Annotated in this window: 13 protein-coding genes; 10 read left to right on the top strand and 3 right to left on the bottom strand. The window is 69.8% G+C overall.

Annotated elements, in window-relative coordinates; genetic code table 11:
* The first annotated feature begins 255 nt into the window (after positions 1-255).
* Positions 256-1,176 (top strand): serine protein kinase RIO, encoded by a 921-nt coding sequence (locus ACZ6QO_RS06095; protein ID WP_465848142.1) that lies wholly within the window; start codon positions 256-258, stop codon positions 1,174-1,176.
* Positions 1,177-1,284: 108 nt separating this feature from the next.
* Here the strand turns inward: ACZ6QO_RS06095 and ACZ6QO_RS06090 are convergent, their stop codons facing one another.
* Entirely contained in the window at positions 1,285-2,061 is a 777-nt protein-coding gene (locus ACZ6QO_RS06090) for an IclR family transcriptional regulator (protein WP_465848140.1), read from the bottom strand.
* Between the two features lie 146 nt (positions 2,062-2,207).
* Between ACZ6QO_RS06090 and ACZ6QO_RS06085 the strand changes: the two genes are divergently transcribed.
* The 5 genes from ACZ6QO_RS06085 to ACZ6QO_RS06065 all read left to right on the top strand — a co-directional run bounded on the left by ACZ6QO_RS06085 (position 2,208) and on the right by ACZ6QO_RS06065 (position 7,703).
* A complete protein-coding gene (locus ACZ6QO_RS06085) occupies positions 2,208-3,467 on the top strand; it encodes an ABC transporter substrate-binding protein (RefSeq protein ID WP_465848138.1) in 1,260 nt (419 codons plus the stop codon).
* Positions 3,468-3,530: 63 nt separating this feature from the next.
* Entirely contained in the window at positions 3,531-4,475 is a 945-nt protein-coding gene (locus tag ACZ6QO_RS06080) for a carbohydrate ABC transporter permease (protein ID WP_465848136.1), read from the top strand.
* Positions 4,475-5,305, top strand: coding sequence for a carbohydrate ABC transporter permease (locus ACZ6QO_RS06075; protein WP_465848134.1), 831 nt, complete (start codon positions 4,475-4,477; stop codon positions 5,303-5,305). The genes ACZ6QO_RS06080 and ACZ6QO_RS06075 overlap by 1 nt, the downstream gene beginning before the upstream one ends.
* A gap of 8 nt (positions 5,306-5,313) precedes the next feature.
* Positions 5,314-6,495 (top strand): mandelate racemase/muconate lactonizing enzyme family protein, encoded by a 1,182-nt coding sequence (locus ACZ6QO_RS06070; protein WP_465848132.1) that lies wholly within the window; start codon positions 5,314-5,316, stop codon positions 6,493-6,495.
* A complete protein-coding gene (locus tag ACZ6QO_RS06065; protein ID WP_465848130.1) occupies positions 6,492-7,703 on the top strand; it encodes a fumarylacetoacetate hydrolase family protein in 1,212 nt (403 codons plus the stop codon). The genes ACZ6QO_RS06070 and ACZ6QO_RS06065 overlap by 4 nt, the downstream gene beginning before the upstream one ends.
* A gap of 162 nt (positions 7,704-7,865) precedes the next feature.
* Here ACZ6QO_RS06065 and ACZ6QO_RS06060 read toward each other — a convergent pair whose 3' ends face one another.
* Complete coding sequence (locus ACZ6QO_RS06060) at positions 7,866-8,432, bottom strand: hypothetical protein (protein ID WP_465848129.1); 567 nt, start codon at positions 8,430-8,432, stop codon at positions 7,866-7,868.
* A 184-nt stretch (positions 8,433-8,616) separates the two neighbouring features.
* Between ACZ6QO_RS06060 and ACZ6QO_RS06055 the strand changes: the two genes are divergently transcribed.
* The 4 genes from ACZ6QO_RS06055 to ACZ6QO_RS06040 all read left to right on the top strand — a co-directional run bounded on the left by ACZ6QO_RS06055 (position 8,617) and on the right by ACZ6QO_RS06040 (position 13,174).
* A complete protein-coding gene (locus ACZ6QO_RS06055) occupies positions 8,617-9,639 on the top strand; it encodes an Acg family FMN-binding oxidoreductase (protein ID WP_465848128.1) in 1,023 nt (340 codons plus the stop codon).
* Positions 9,640-9,758: 119 nt separating this feature from the next.
* Positions 9,759-10,460, top strand: coding sequence for a CBS domain-containing protein (locus tag ACZ6QO_RS06050; protein ID WP_465848126.1), 702 nt, complete (start codon positions 9,759-9,761; stop codon positions 10,458-10,460).
* A 57-nt stretch (positions 10,461-10,517) separates the two neighbouring features.
* Complete coding sequence (locus ACZ6QO_RS06045) at positions 10,518-11,372, top strand: universal stress protein (protein WP_465848125.1); 855 nt, start codon at positions 10,518-10,520, stop codon at positions 11,370-11,372.
* A 107-nt stretch (positions 11,373-11,479) separates the two neighbouring features.
* Entirely contained in the window at positions 11,480-13,174 is a 1,695-nt protein-coding gene (locus tag ACZ6QO_RS06040) for a sensor histidine kinase (RefSeq protein WP_465848123.1), read from the top strand.
* A 189-nt stretch (positions 13,175-13,363) separates the two neighbouring features.
* Here the strand turns inward: ACZ6QO_RS06040 and ppdK are convergent, their stop codons facing one another.
* A complete protein-coding gene (gene ppdK, locus ACZ6QO_RS06035; protein ID WP_465848121.1) occupies positions 13,364-16,012 on the bottom strand; it encodes a pyruvate, phosphate dikinase in 2,649 nt (882 codons plus the stop codon).
* Between the last annotated feature and the right edge of the window lie 7 nt (positions 16,013-16,019).

Genomic DNA, 16,019 nt, shown 5'->3' with positions numbered 1-16,019 from the left:
CAAAAAGTCCATCTAAGCTGATGCGGGGCGCCCCGTGAGCTGTGTGCTCGGCCTGGATGAACGCGTCCGCCGAGTGAGTCCGGCCGCGGGGTCGCGGCTTCGGTAATTGCGTTGCGCGGGTCCGGAAGGGGCGGGCATGCTGGGGTGATCGAGCGGCGGCGAGCGCTGCCTGGACTAAGGAGGGCTGACGGATGGCCATCACTGTGCTGCGGCATGTCCGCATCAGTCCCACCCCTTTGTTCAGGAGCACACCCGTTGTCTTCCGAGTACGAGATTTCTGATTCCTCCGCCGACCTCCACTCCCGCTGGTCCGATCTCACCGGTGACCAGCCTCGATCAGATCCGGCCGACGCCTTCGTCCTGGAGTTCCATTCGGTCGACGAGGAACTGGGCCCTGATCAGCGTTGGTCCACCTGGCTGGAGGTCGAGCGCGGTTCTCGCGGCCCGGAACCACGCCCGTCCTGGGTTGTGACGGATCAGGCCGCGATCGACACCGAGCTCGGCGTCCTCAAGACCGGCAAGGAAGCCGACGTCTTCCTGCTCGAACGGGCCGTCGAAGCCATCGGCGACAACCCGGCGAGGTCCTCGCTGCTGGCCGCGAAACGGTACCGCACCGAGGAACACCGGTCCTTCCACCGCAGTGCGTCCTACGTCGAAGGCCGCCGTACCCGCAACAGCCGCGACGGCCGGGCGATGGCGAAGAAGACCGCGCACGGCCGCGGCGTCGCGGCCGGTCAGTGGGCGTACGCCGAATGGGACGCCCTCAACCGGTTGTGGAAGGCCGGCGTCCCGGTGCCGTATCCGGTGCAGGTGGACGGCACCGAGCTGCTGATGGAGTTCATCGACGACGGCGAGGGCGGTGCCGCGCCCCGGCTCGCCCAGGTCCGGCCGTCGAAGGAGCTGCTCGGCGTGTACTTCGAGCAGCTCCGCGACGGCATGCGCGAACTGGCCCGCGCGGGCCTCGCGCACGGCGACCTCTCGCCGTACAACGTCCTCGCGCAGGCCGAGCGGATCGTGATGATCGACCTGCCCCAGGTCGTCGACATCGTCGGCAACCCGAAGGGCATGGACTTCCTGATGCGCGACTGCCACAACATGGCCACGTGGTTCACCGGCCGCGGGCTTGAGATCGACGAACAGGAGTTGTTCGCCGACCTGCTCGCCATGGTGTTCTGACGGCCTTCCCGCGGCGCGAACGGAGACCGCTCGGGGGCCACGCGCGGAACCCGAGCCGATGGGCTCCTGCCGTGGCGCCTCCCGGCGGAGGCGCCACGACAGGGCGCCTCAGGTCGCCGGGGTCGCGGGGGAGGGTTCGGGGGTGAAGCCGAGTTCCTGGGAGATCAGTGCCGAGGTCTCCAGCAGGAGCGGAAGCTTCTCCTTGAGCTGGTCCAAGCTCGCGATCACCTCGATCGCGGTGAGCGAGACCGCCGCGATGACCCGTCCGCGCGAATCCCTGACCGGTGCGGCGACGCACATGACGTAGGCGTCGTGCTCGCCGTCGTCGATGGCCCAGCCGCGCTCGGCGACGCGGGTGAGTTCGGCGTCGAGGGACTCGCGGTCGGCGAAGGTCGTGCTGGTGTACCGCTCGAAGGTGACGTGCGAGAGCAGGCGATCGCGTTCCTCCTGGGAGAGGTGGGCGAGGATCACCTTGCCCACGGCGCTCGCGTAGATCGAGACGGCTCGGCCGACCCGTGACGGCAGCTTCACCGCGTCGAACGCGGGGCTGTCCACCTTGTCGACGTAGACGATCTCGTCGCCGGTGAGCTGTGCCAGGTGCACGGTATGGCCCGTCTGCCGCTGAAGCGCGCGCAGGTGCGCGGACGCGAGCTGACGCAGGTCCATCGAGCCGAGGGCGAGTTCCGACAGTTCGATGAGCCCGCTGCCGAACACGTACGTCCCCGCCCCCGTCCTGCGCACGAACCGTGCGGTCTCCAGCGTCTGGAGGATCCGGAGGGCCGTGGACTTGTGGACGCCGAGCACGTCCGCGGCCTCCGAGAGTGTCAGCGGACTCTCCGCCGTCAAGCGGATCAGGTTGATCGCGCGCTGGATCGCTTGCGCCACTTACCATCCTCCTTGCGTTGCATACCTTGCAATGTATCTCGTGAGATGCGCAACCGCCACTTGACAGCGTTGCACATGTCGCTACGATCGTTGCAATTCCGGCATGGTTTCGGGGAAGTAATCAGTTATTACTATGGAGTAACAAAATGAGGCTGCATCGCTTTCGCCGCAGCATGATCGCGGCGGCCGGCGTCACATCTATGGCCGTCGCCCTCTTGACCGGCTGCGGCTCCGACGGTGGCTCCGGCGGTGGGGCCGAAGGCGGCGTGGCCAAGCTGACGTTCGCCGCCTCGACCCTCGGCGATCCGGGCCGCGGGCCGCTGCTCACGAAGTGGCTCGAGGAGTTCAACAAGAGCCAGAGCAAGGTGCAGGTCTCCGCCGCGGCGGTGCCGTACCCGACCTTCGGCCAGACCATCCTGACCCAGATGGGCAGCGGAAAAGGGCCCGACCTGATCCGCTTCGACATGCCCGAGTTCGAGTCGGCCTCGGACGCCGGCCTCATCGCGCCGCTCAACGACCTGATCGACGTCAGCAAGTACAACCTGCTCAAGCAGCCGGACCAGTTCATGGTCCACGACGGCCAGCGTCACGGGATCATCTTCGAGGCGTCGAACTACGCGATGTTCTACAACGCCGACCTGATCCCGAAGCCCCCGGCGAGCTACGAAGAGTTCGTCGACACCGCGAAGAAGCTCACCAAGGGGGACACCTACGGCCTGGCGTTCCGCCAGACGGAGGCCGAGGAAGCCGGTGTGTGGCAGGACATCTTCAACTACGTCTACGGCTTCGGCGGCGCGTGGTCGGACGGCACGAAGCTGACGATCAACTCGCCCGAGAACCTCAAGGGCCTGCAGGCGTACAAGGACCTGTACGACGCCAAGGTGATCCCGCGCGGCGCGGACGCGGCGACGTTCCGCCGCATGTTCGCCGAGGGCAAGGTCGGCATGGAGCTCAACAACGGCGGCTACGTGACGGCGACCCGCGGTCAGAACGCCGACCTGAACTTCAACGTCGCCCCCATCCCGTTCCCGGTCCGCAAGCAGGGCGCGATTCTCGCCCCCATCGTCATCAACGAGGCGAGCCCGGCGAAGGAGGCGGCGGCCACCTTCATCAAGTGGGCGCTCGAGCCGGCCAACCAGGTCAAGCTGCAGGAGATCCTCGGCGCCAGCAGTGTGGCGACGGTCACCGAGCGAAGCCCTGAGCAGCTTGAGAAGACGCCGTTCCTCACCGTCTTCGACGGTCTCACCGAGACCAGCCTGCCGCAGATCGTCCAGGGGTTCGAGGCGAAGACGCCGGACATCCGCAAGGTCGTCGTGCAGAACGTCATCGCGGCGCTCCAGGGCACGACCGACCTCAAGACCGCCCTGGACCGCGCCCAGCAGCAGGCGTCCGAACTGGTCGGCTGACCGGACGACGCCGCCGGCGGAATCTCCCGCCGGCGGCGTCCTACCTTCGAAGGACCGAACTCGATGACCGTGCTGGAACAGCAGCAGATCACAGGGCCTCGATCCGGCACCCGGCGTCGAGGCAGCCCGCTGGGAAGCAAGTGGACGCCCTACTTCTTCCTGGCCCCCGCAGCCCTCTTCATCCTGGTGTTCCAGGTCGTCCCGCTGGCGCAGGAAATCTACCTGAGCTTCACCCGGACCTCACTGCTCAACCCCACACGCAGCACCTGGGTGGGACTGGACAACTTCACCCGAATCTTCGGCGACGCCGACTTCCGCCACACCCTGCTCGTCACCCTCGTCTACGTCGTCGTGTGCGTCGTCGCCGCCGTGGGAGCCGGGCTCGCGGTCGCCCTGCTCCTCAACAAGGGCTTCCGCGGCCGGGGGCTGGCGCGCGCACTGGTGACCATTCCGTGGGCGGCGCCCGGCATCGCGGTCGCGCTCATCGCGATCTGGATGCTCAACCCCGACTACGGGATCGTGAACCGGTTCCTGGACGCGGTCGGCCTCGGCGTCCCGGGCGGCGCCATCCTCGACAGCCCGCGATACGCCCTTCCGGCGGTCCTCGCGACGACGATCTGGCAACTGTTCCCGTTCACCTCGGTGGTGCTGCTGTCCGCGCTGCAGTCCGTCCCCCCGCACCTCACCGAGGCCGCGACGATGGACGGTGCGGGAAGGTGGTGGACCTTCCGCGCCGTCACCTGGCAGGTGATCAAGCCGACCGTCGGCCTGCTCGCCGTCCTCATGACCATCTGGTCGCTGCGGCGGTTCGAGCTCATCTGGCTCATGACGAAGGGCGGTCCGGTCGGCGCGACCGAGACGCTGGTCATCGACCTCTACAGCCAGGCCTTCGACTCCAAGCAACTCGGCTCGGCGGCGGCCGTCGGCATGGTCGGAGTCGTCATCTCGCTCATCGTCATCGCCGGCAGCCGGTTCGTCACCCGTGCCGCCGAGAGGGAGGCCCGCTGATGAGACTGCCCCACGTCGGCCTGACCCTGCGGATCACCGCCGTTCTCGTCGTGCTCGGGCTCGCCGTCTTCCCGCTGTACTGGATGTTCGTCACCGCGCTGTCGGGCAATTCAGAGCTCTTCGCGGAGAAGGCCCGGCTCGTCCCCGACTTCTCGCAGTTCGGGGTCTTCATCGACGCGCTGGCCGAGGGCAAGGCGACGACCTGGCTGCGCAACAGCCTGGTGATCGCCGCAGGCACGACGGTCCTGTCGATCGGCCTCGGGATCCCGCTCGGCTACGCGCTCTCGCGGTTCTCGTTCGCGGGCAAGGCCCTGGTGACCGTCGTGCTGCTGTTCACGCAGATGCTCCCCGAGGCCCTCATGGTCGTGCCGCTGTTCGCGCTCTTCCGGCGATTCGACCTCCTCGACTCCCTCGGCGGGCTCATCCTGGTCAACTCCGCCTTCGTCCTGCCGATCGTCGCCCTCATCCTCAAGGGCGCGATCGACGGCCTGCCTCGCGAACTGGAGGAGTCCGCGCGGGTCGACGGAGCGCGACCGCTCACCGTGCTCACCCGCATCAACGTGCCGCTGATCGCCCCGTCGCTCGCCGCCACCGCGGTCATCGCGTTCTTCCACGCCTGGAACGAGTACGTGTTCGCCGTGACGTTCATCTTCACCCCCGGCATGCAGCCGGCGTCGGTCGGCATCGCCAACTTCATCGGCGAACTCGGCACCCCGATCCAGACGGTCATGGCGGTCGCCTTCATGTTCACGGCGCCCGCCGTCGTCTTCTACCTGTTCGTGCAGAAGTACGTGGTGGCCGGCATGACCGCCGGCGCAGTTAAGGGCTGAGCCAGAGCATGAAGATCACCTCAGTCGACACCCTGGTCGTCGACTTCTACCGCACCAACCTGGTGATCGTCCGCGTCTCGACGGACGAGGGAATCGCCGGACTGGGCGAAGCGACCCTGGAGGGCAAGGAACGCGCCGTCCAGGGCGCCATCGCCGAACTGGCCGAAGCCGTGACCGGGATGGACCCCACCCGCATATCCGGCATCCTGTACGAGCTGGCGAGGGACTGGTACTGGCGAGGCGGCCCGGTCATCATGACCGCGCTGAGCTCGCTCGAAATGGCGCTGTGGGACATCTCGGCACGAGAGCTCGGCGTCCCGGTCTCCCGGCTGCTCGGCGGCGCCACCCGCGACCGGGTACGCGCCTATGCCAACGGCTGGTTCTCCGGCTCCGTCACGGCCGAGGACTACGCGGCCGCCGCGAGGAGGACCGTCGACAGCGGCTTTCGCGGTCTCAAGTGGGACCCCTTCGAGAACTACGACCTCACCATCACCACCCGGCAGCTGGACCGCGTGCTCGCGCAGATCGACGCCGTCCGCTCCGCCGTCGGGCGCGACGTCGAGCTCTTCATCGAGGGCCACGGCCGGTTCGACGTCACCCACGCCGTCAAGGTCGCGCGGGAGATCGCCCAGTTCGACCCGGTGTGGTTCGAGGAACCCTGCCCCCCGGACAACCTCGACGCTCTCGTCGACATCCGCCGGGCCTCGCCCGTGCCCATCGCCGCCGGCGAGCGATGGTTCGGACGGCAGGGTTTCGCACCGGCGCTCGCCCGTCAGGCGGTCGACTTCGTCCAGCCCGACGTGACGCACGCGGGCGGCATCGCCGAGCTGGCCTTCATCTCGACGCTCGCCGCGACCGGCTACGTCGGTTTCGCGCCGCACAACCCCAGCGGACCGCTGAGCACCGCGGCGACGCTGCAGCTCGGGGCCGCCCTGCCCAACTTCCGCTACCTGGAGATCATGGCGACCGACGTCCCATGGCGCCCGGAGATCACCAACGAGAGACTCGTACTGACGGAGGAGGGCGACATCCTCATCCCCACCGGGCCCGGCCTCGGCATCGAACTCGATCTCGAGGCGATCGCGCGGCATCCCTTCACCCCCCACCCCTTGCGGATGTTCCAGGACGCCGTCTTCGACATCCGGCCCGCGGACGAGCGGTCCTTCTTCAATCTGGGAGACGGCAAATGAATCAGGCATCGCCCGACGAGCTCGCCGCCGAGGCCGCCTGGTTCGGGACGGCCGCGGACGCGCTGCCGGACGACGCGGCGGACGGTGTGCTGATCGGCCGGATCTGGGATCCCCTCGTCGAAGGCCCCTCACCCGTCGTGGTCCGCGACGGACAGGTCATCGACATCAGCGCGGACTTCCCGACGGTCCGCGACATCTGTGAGCTGCCGGAACCCGCCGCCGTGGTCTCCGGGCTCGACGGCCGGCCTGTCGGCGGCTTCGCGGACGTGCTCGCCAACACCGGGGCCGCGAACCGGGACCGTACACGGCCCTGGCTGCTCGCACCGGTCGACCTCCAGGCGCTCAAGGCCGCCGGGGTGACCTTCGCCGTCTCGATGATCGAACGCGTCATCGAGGAGAGGGCCGGCGGCGACATGGCGCTCGCGGCGGACATCCGCCGGCGGATGCTCGCCGGCGCCGGCGCCGACCTCCACGACCTGTCGCCGGGTTCCGAGGAGGCGGCGCGGCTGAAGACCATGCTCGTCGCCGAGGGCCTCTGGAGCCAGTACCTGGAGGTCGGGATCGGCCCGGACGCCGAGATCTTCACCAAGGGCCAGGTCCTCTCCGCCATGGGAACCGCGGTGCCCGTCGGGGTGCTCGCCGCCTCGACGTGGAACAACCCGGAGCCCGAGGTGTCGCTCGTCGTCCAGTCGAGCGGCCGGATCGTGGGCGCGACGCTCGCCAACGACGTCAACCTCCGGGACGTCGAGGGCCGCTCCGCGCTTCTGCTGCCGATGGCGAAGGACAACAACGCGTCGTGCGCGCTCGGTCCCCTCGTCCGGCTCTTCGACGAGCGGTTCGACCTGGACCGGGTACGCGGTCTCGCGGTGCGGCTGGACATCGAAGGCGAGGACGGCTTCCGCCTTGAGGCGGTCTCGGAGATGGCGCGGATCTCACGCGATCCGGAAGAGCTGGTGCGGCAACTGATCGGCCCGCACCATCAGTATCCCGATGGCGCGGTCCTCATGCTCGGCACGATGTTCGCGCCCATCCAGGACCGCGACCACCCGGGCGAGGGGTTCACGCACAAGGCCGGCGATGTGGTGAGGATCAGTTCCCCCGCGCTCGGCACCCTGGTCAACCGCGTCCAGCACGCCGAGGACTGCGCGCCTTGGGACTTCGGCGTCCGCGACCTCATGGCGAACCTCATGAAGAGAGGACTGCTGTGACCACGGTCCGCTGACGTCGCACACCTCGGCGCCGACGTCCTGCCGGTGTGCGCGAGGCTCACGGATCCGTCCGTCCGGCTGCCGCCGTCCGGGTACGCCGGCCGCACGCGTCGGCGTCCGCTCCTTGAGTCGAGGAGCGGACGCCGTGAGCGGTCATGGGGGCTACTTCAGGACGGGGTGGCGCTTCACCAGTGCGGTGCCGCTCCACCATGCGCCGATGCCGAGGGTGTTGCCGGCGCCTGCCAGGGCGAGGCCGGCCAGCACGATGGCGTAGATGATGTGGTCGTCCACGAAGGGGTTGTTGGCGAGGGGCAGTTCGGCAGCCCACATGAACAGCAGCAGGAGCCCGCCGGTGGTCGCGGCGATCCTCATGCCGGCGCCCAGGATCAGGGCGGTGCCGATGCCCGCCAGCCCGAGCATGAACAGCCAGTCGACCCAGACCTGACCCGCCAGGGCGGTGAACAGGCCGCCGAAGGCGTGGTCGGTGGTGCCCTTGAGGAATCCGGTGGTGGGGCTGCCGCCGTTGATCCAGGCGCGGTTCGCCGGAGTGGCGAAGCCCCAGCCGAACAGCTTGTCCAGGAAGGCCCACAGGAATATCCAGCCGATCGCGATGCGGGCGACGGCGAAGACGTAGTCGACCACGGGTCGTCGCGTCCGCGGGCGGTCGGCGTCCAGGGCGGGGGTGCGGGGGGCGGCGTCACCTTGGTGGCGTCCTTGGGTGAGTGCCATGGCTGGCCCTTTCATCGCGGGTCACTGTTCGTTCCGCCCCAAGCACACCGTCTCGCCGCCCTCGCGAGCAGTGCCGTACGGCTCGCGCCCGCCGGCTGGACGTCCCGGTCGCGGCGGGACTTTCGGCTCTGCCACCCGCCGGACGGTGACGGGAACCTCGGAGGGCCGATGAAGGAGGCGCGTCATGGCTTTCCCCGCCGACACCGAACTCGGTGTCCGCTGGCTGCTCGCCGCGGCCGGTCGGGCACCCTCGATTCACAACACCCAGCCGTGGCGCTTCCGGATCGCGGGAGAGACGATCGAGTTGCTCGCGGACCCGGACCGGCGGCTCAGAAGAGCCGACCCGCGTGGCCGCTCCATGCGCGTGAGCTGCGGCGCAGCGCTGTTCAACCTGCGCCTCGCCGTCCGGGTCGCCGGGTTCCAGCCCGTCACGTGGCTGCTGCCCGACCCATCGGAGGAGCAGCGGCTGCTGGCGGTCGTCCACATGTCGAACTGCGGCCCGCCCACTCCGGCGGAGCAGGTGCTGTACGCCAACATCGACAAGCGGCGCACCAACCGCGAGCCGTTCGACGACAGGCGGGTACCTCCATGGGTGCTGGCGGACCTGCGGATCGCGGCGTCCAGAGAGGGCGCCAACCTGGTCCTGCTGGGAGAGCTGGGCTCGGCGGACCTGCTGGACTATGTCGCGATGGCCGAGGAGGAGCTGGCCGGGGATCACGACTACCAGGCCGAGCTGCGAGCGTGGACGATGAGTGGGGCTCACTCCGACGGCCTGCCCTTCTATGTCATGGGCCCGCGCGCCATCGGCGACGCGGCCGTGGTCCGTGACTTCGGGACGCATCTGAACCGGCCCGCCGAGCGTTTCGAGCGCCGCCCGCAGATCGTGGTGCTCACCACCCCGGGAGACCGCCCCGCCGACTGGCTGCGCGCAGGGCAGGCCCTGCAGCGGGTGCTGTTGCTGGCGAGCGCGCACGGTGTGTCCGCCTCATTCCTCAATCAGCCGCTGGATCTGCGCGACATGCACCACCGCCTTGATCCGCGTCACCGCCGCGGCCACCCGCAGATGATCATCAGGCTCGGCTACGGACCGCTCGTGCCTCGCGCTCCGCGCCGCCCTCCCGCCGAGCTGCGGACCGGCCCGGTTCGAACACCCGGTTCCGCCGGCGGCACGAGAACGAGGCGAGGCGCGCCCTTCGAGGGCGGGTGAATCCGGCCCGAGCCCTAAGGCCTTGCCCCAGAGGACTTCCGCCTTCTTTGCCGTGGGCCGCCCTGGAGATGGGATGGAGGTGAAGTCGAACGGGGAGATCGGGGTGGGAGGAGATCGTCATGAAGATGAAGGTGCGGAACGTCATGACCACGGATGTCGCGTCGGTCGACGAGGACACGCCGTTCAAGGACATCGCCGAGTTGCTCATCGCCAGTGAGGTGAGCGCGGTCCCCGTGGTCGACGCGGAAGGCCGCGTCGTCGGGATCGTCTCCGAAGCCGACCTGCTCCGCAAGGAGGAGTTCCGCGACCAGTTCTACCGCGAAGGCTATCGGCCGCCGCTGCGCGCCCGTCTGCGTGACCAGTTCGGAGCACACGGCAGGAAGGCGGAGGAGAAGGCGCACGGCGAGATCGCCGCGGATCTGATGAGCACCCCGGTGCACACCGTCGCGCCGTCCGCCACGGTCGTGACCGCGGCCCGGCTGTTGGACGAGCACGGAGTGAAACGACTCCCCGTCACCGATGACACCGGCAGAATGCTGGGCGTCGTCAGCCGCCACGACCTGCTGAAGGTGTTCGTCCGGAGCGACGAGGACATCTCACGCGAGGTGCGCGAGGACGTTCTCACCCGCTCCCTGTGGGTGGACACCTCCAGCGTCGACGTCACGACCTGCCGCGGGGTGGTGACCCTCACCGGCCGCATGCGCCTGCGCAGCGAAGCACGGATCGCCGTGCGGATGACCCAGCGGGTGAGCGGGGTCGTCGACGTGGTGGACGAGATCGGCTACGCGGAGGACGACACCCCCAAGCGGACCGGTTCATAGCGCGTCACGGAGATGACGCCTCGTCCGCTGGGCGGACGAGCGGGAACAGGAGGAATCATGTCGAGCAAGATCGTGGTAGGGACCGACGGTTCGCCCGCGGCGGCCGCGGCCCTGGGCTGGGCGGTGGACGACGCCGCCCGCAAGAAGCTTCCCGTGCACATCGTCTCAGTGGTGGAGCGCTGGCCGTACAACGTCGCCAGGTATCCGGCTCCTCCTGAGATCGGTGACGCGCTGATCCGCGGCGCCGAGCGCGTGCTCACCGAGGCCGAGGCGAGCGCTCGGCGACGCCGGCCGGAGGTCGTGGTGACGACCGAGATCGTCGAGGGCGACCCTGCCGCGGTCCTGTGTGAGCAGGCGAAGGACGCCACGCAGGTGGTCGTCGGCAGCAGAGGTCTCGGCGGGTTCGCGGGAGCGCTGATGGGTTCGGTGAGCACCCACGTCGCGGGCCATGCCCGCGGTCCCGTGGTGGTCGTCCGCCCCGACGCCACCGCGGGTGACGGCGAGGTCGTGGTCGGCATCGACGACTCTCCTGAATGCGACCCCGCCCTGGTCTACGCCTTCGAGCAGGCGTCGTCGCGCGGCACCGCCCTTCGTGCCGTCCACGCCTGGCAGGTGCCCGTCCACGCCTACGCTCCGGCCATCGCCTACGACATGGATGAGATCCGCCTGGCGCAACAGCAGGTCGTGTCCGAGAAACTGGCCACGCTCAGCGGCAAGTACCCCGACGTCACGGTGATCGAGGACGTGCTCTGCGCGCACCCGGTCGACGCGCTCACCCGGGCGTCCAAGACGGCGGACCTGGTCGTCGTGGGCTCCCATGGCCGAAGCGGTGTGGGCGCACTCCTGCTCGGCTCGGTCAGCCGCGCGCTCCTGCACCACGCGTTCTGTCCTGTGGCCGTGGTCCGGCCCTGACCCGCCGTTCTTCTCCGACCCGCGGGCTTCCCCGGGAGCGCCTGCCCTGCGAAAGCCGCCATTTCGGGGCTGCGCACTCATGCCGGTGCTGATGCCACACTGCTGGCATGACCGAGGATGAGGCGCGTTCGCTGGTTCCCCGCATGCAGCTCGACGAGTTGCTGTCCGAACTTCAGGTACGGCTGGAAGCCGTGCTGGCCACCCGCGACCGCGTGCACGGATTGCTGGACGCGGTCGTCTCGGTGGGAAGCAATCTCGATCTGGAGACCGTCCTGCACCGGATCGTGGAGACGGCCACGACCCTGGTCGACGCCACCTACGGTGCCATGGGCGTGATCGGCGAGGAGAACACCCTGGTGCAGTTCGTCCCCGTCGGCCTGGGCGAGGAGGAGATCGCCCGCATCGAGCACTGGCCGCACGGCCTGGGACTGCTCGGGCTGCTGATCAAGGAGCCGCAGACGCTGCGGCTGTCCCACATCTCCCAGCACCCCGAGTCCTACGGCTTCCCACCCGGCCATCCGCCGATGGGGAGCTTCCTCGGCGTGCCGGTCCGGGTCCGGGACGAGGTGTTCGGCAACCTCTACCTGACCGAGAAGCGAGGGGGAGGGGAGTTCGACCAGGAGGACGAGGCGATCGTGGTCGCCCTGGCCACGGCCGCCGGCGTGGCGATCGAGAACGCCCGGCTGTACGGGGAGACCCGACGCCGGGAGAGCTGGCTTGAGGCGTCCTCGGAGATCACCACCTTGCTGCTGTCGGGAGCCGACCCGCACGAGGTACTGGACTTGATGGCGCGGCGGGCCTGGGAGATGGCCGACGCGGACGTGGTCGCCCTCCTGCTGCCCGGCGAGGACGAGGACACCTTCCGCCTGGTGATCGGGAACGGCCAGGAGGAGAGGCGGTACACCACCGCGGAGGTCTTCGGGTCGCTCGCGGGGCAGGCCTTCGTGAGCGGTGAGCCGCAGGTGGCGGAGACCCACGCTGAGGCCGAGGTCCTGATCGCCCTCGCCCAGTCCGTCCCGGTCGGCCCGGTGGCGGCCGTGCCGTTCGGCGCGCCGGGCGCCACCCGTGGTGTGCTCCTGCTGGGCAAGCGGCCGGGACGCATGCCGTACACGCACTCGGAACTGCGCACGCTGCACACCTTCGCTGGGCAGGCGGCCGTCGCCCTGGAGCTGGCCGAACGGCGCAAGGACGCCGAGCGGCTCGGGCTTCTTGAGGATCGTGACCGCATCGCCAAGGATCTGCACGACGTGGTCATCCAGCGGCTGTTCGCGGTCGCCATGACGCTGATGAGTGCGGTCCGTCTGGTGGAACGCCCCGAGGCCTCCACACGGCTGCGGAGCGCGATCGACGAGCTGGACGGCACCATCCGGCAGATCCGATCCACCATCTTCGCCCTCCAGACGCCTCGCGGGTCCGGCGCGCCGAGCCTGCGCGCCCAGATCGTGCAGGCGGTGGAGGCCGCGCGTGGGCACCTCGGTTACATGCCCGGGCTCAGCATGGAAGGCCACTTGGACAATGACGTGTCCCCGGAGCTGGCCGAGCAGTCGCTCGCCGTGCTGGGCGAGGCGTTGTCCAACGTGGTCCGCCACGCCAAGGCCTCACAGGCGGCGGTGACCACCCGCATCGATGACGGATGGCTGACCGTGGTCGTGGAGGACAACGGGATCGGCGTCTCAGAAGGAGGACGGCGCAGCGGCCTGCGCAATCTGCGAGAACGCGCGGAGCGGCTCGGCGGATCCTTCACGGTCACCTCCCCCGAACAGGGAGGGACGCGTCTTAGCTGGCGAGTGCCGCTGGCATAGCGATGGACGCGCCGGCCGGACGGCCTTCACGAGACTCGGACACCGTGAGACTCGGACCCCACGAGTGTCGGGAGCCGCGAGTTGTGAACCGCCGGCGCACACCAAGGCGGGCGGCGGCGGTTCACGGACGGCACGGCGCCTCCTCCAGCGGATCGCCTGGAGGAGGCGCCGTGCCGTCGCGTCGCTCGCTCACGTGGGGGGCGGGAGCGCCGCCCGGCCGGCTTCCAGCCGGGCCACCGGAACCCGGAACGGCGAGCAGGAGACGTAGTCGAGTCCGGCCTGGTGGAAGAACCGCACGGACGCCGGGTCGCCGCCGTGCTCGCCGCAGACGCCGATCCGCAGGTCGGGCCGGGCGTCCCGGCCTTCCTGGACGGCCATCGCGACCAGCCGTCCGATGCCGGAGCGGTCGATGGTCTCGAAGGGGGACTCCTCGAACACGCCGAGCCGCACGTAGGTGGGGAAGATCGACGCCTCCACGTCGTCACGGGAGAAGCCCCAGGTCATCTGGGTGAGGTCGTTGGTGCCGAAGGAGAAGAACTCGGCCTGGCCGGCGATCTCGCCGGCGGTCAGCGCGGCCCTGGGCACCTCGATCATGGTTCCGATCGGGATGGCCGGCACGCCGTCGATCCCGGCCAGGACGCGCTCGCAGTCGGCGCGCACCATCGCCAGTTCCCGGACGTCCCCGACCAGCGGCACCATGATCTCAGGCAGCGGATCGCCGCCCGCCGCGGCCCGCTCCGCGGCCGCCTCGCCGATCGCGCGCACCTGCATGGCGAACAGCCCCGGCACCAGCAGTCCCAGGCGGACGCCGCGCAGTCCGAGCATCGGGTTGCTCTCGTGCATGCGCCGTACCGCGGCCAGCACGGCCCGGTCGGATTCGAGCCGTGGATCGCCCGGCGCGGCGGCGGTGAGCGCGACCAGTTCCTCCAGCGAGGGCAGGAACTCGTGCAGCGGCGGGTCGAGCAGCCGGATGGTCACGGGACGGCCGTCCATCGCCGCGAGGATGCGGACGAAGTCCGCTCGCTGGAGGGGGAGCAGCGCATCCAGCGCGGCGCGCACCTCGTGCTCCTCCTGGGCGAGGATCAGGCGTTCGACCAGCGCGCGCCGCGGACCGAGGAACATGTGCTCGGTCCGGCACAGCCCGATCCCGGTGGCGCCGAAGCGCCGCGCGCGGGCCGCGTCTTCGGGGGTGTCGGCGTTGGCGTGCACCCCGAGCCTGCGGATCGCGTCGGCGTGGGTCACGAGCCGGTGGACCGCCGAGACCAGCGGTCCCGACCCGGCGTCCAGCTCCCCCTCGAAGTAGCGCACCACGGGCGAAGGCGCCACGGGCAGCTCGCCGAGGTACACCCGGCCGGTCGTGCCGTCCACGGAGATGACGTCGCCTTCGCGCACGACCACGTCTCCGGCGCGCAGCATCCGGCGCTCGGCGTCGACCTCGATGCCCTCCGCGCCGCACACACAGGTGCGTCCCATGCCGCGGGCGACGACGGCCGCGTGCGAGGTCTTGCCGCCCCTGCTCGTCAGGATTCCGGCGGCGGCCAGCATGCCGGGCAGGTCGTCGGGGTTGGTCTCCCGGCGGACCAGGATGACCGGGACGCGCGTCCCGGCGGCGCGACCGGAGTCGAAGACGACCTGGCCGCAGGCGGCGCCCGGCGAGGCGGGGATGCCGGTGGCGATCGGCTCGGGCGCGTCCGACAGGTCGAAGCGGGGGAACATGAGCCGCGCGAGGTGGGCGCCGTCCACCCGGCGCAGCGCCTCGTTGAGGTCGATGACCCCCTCGTCGACCAGTTGCGCGGCGATGGTGAAGGCGGCCGCCGCCGTACGCTTGCCGACGCGGGTCTGCAGGAGCCAGAGCCTGCCGTCCTCGACGGTGAACTCGATGTCGCACAGGTCGCGGTAGCGGCGCTCCAGGACGCGCATCGCGGCCATCAGCTCGTCGAATGCGCGCCGGTCCAGCGTGGCCAGTTCCTGCAGCGGGAGGGTGTCCCGGATGCCGGCCACGACGTCCTCGCCCTGGGCGTCCGGCAGGTAGTCGCCGTAGACGCCGCGGGCGCCGGTCGCCGGGTCGCGGGTGAAGGCCACGCCGGTGCCGGAGTTCCGGCCGCGGTTGCCGTACACCATGGCCATGACGTTCACGGCGGTGCCGAGGTCGTCGGGGATGTGCTCGGCGCGGCGGTAGAGGCGGGCGCGTTCGGTGTTCCACGACCGGAACACCGCAAGGACGGCGCCCCGCAGCTGCTCGTGCGGGTCCTGGGGGAACGGGCCGCCGGTGTGCGCGTGGAAGATCTTCTTGTACTCCTCCACCAGGTCGCGCAGATCGCCCGCGGTGAGGTCGGGATCGCAGGCCACCCCGGCGGTCCGGCGATGCGCCTCCAGAGCCCGCTCGAACTCCTCGCCGGGCACGCCGGCGACCGTGGAGCCGTACATGGAGATGAGCCGCCGGTAGCAGTCCCAGGCGAAGCGCTCGTTCCCCGACGCGGCGGCCAGCCCGGCGACGGCCGCGTCCGTCAGGCCGATGTCGAGGATCGTCTCCATCATTCCGGGCATGGAGAACCTGCCTCCCGAGCGGACCGACACCAGCAGCGGGTCCTGAGGATCGCCCAGCCGGCGGCCCATCACCTCCTCGATCCGCTTCAGGTGCCCGGCGACGTCGTCCATGAGCCCTGCGGGAAGCTCGCCGTGGGCCAGGTAGGCCCGGCAGGCTTCGGTGGTGAGGGTGAAGCCCGGAGGGACGGGCAGCCCGAGCCGGGTCATCTCCGCCAGATTGGCGCCCTTTCCGCCGAGCAGGTCCTTCATGTCCTTGTCACCGTCCGCGAAGTCGTACACGTAGGTCCGCATCGCGTCT

The sequence above is a fragment of the Sphaerisporangium sp. NPDC049457 genome (assembly GCF_055586705.1).
The sequence above is the reverse complement of the archived record's forward strand: the minus strand, read 5'-3'. Positions and strand labels throughout refer to the sequence as shown.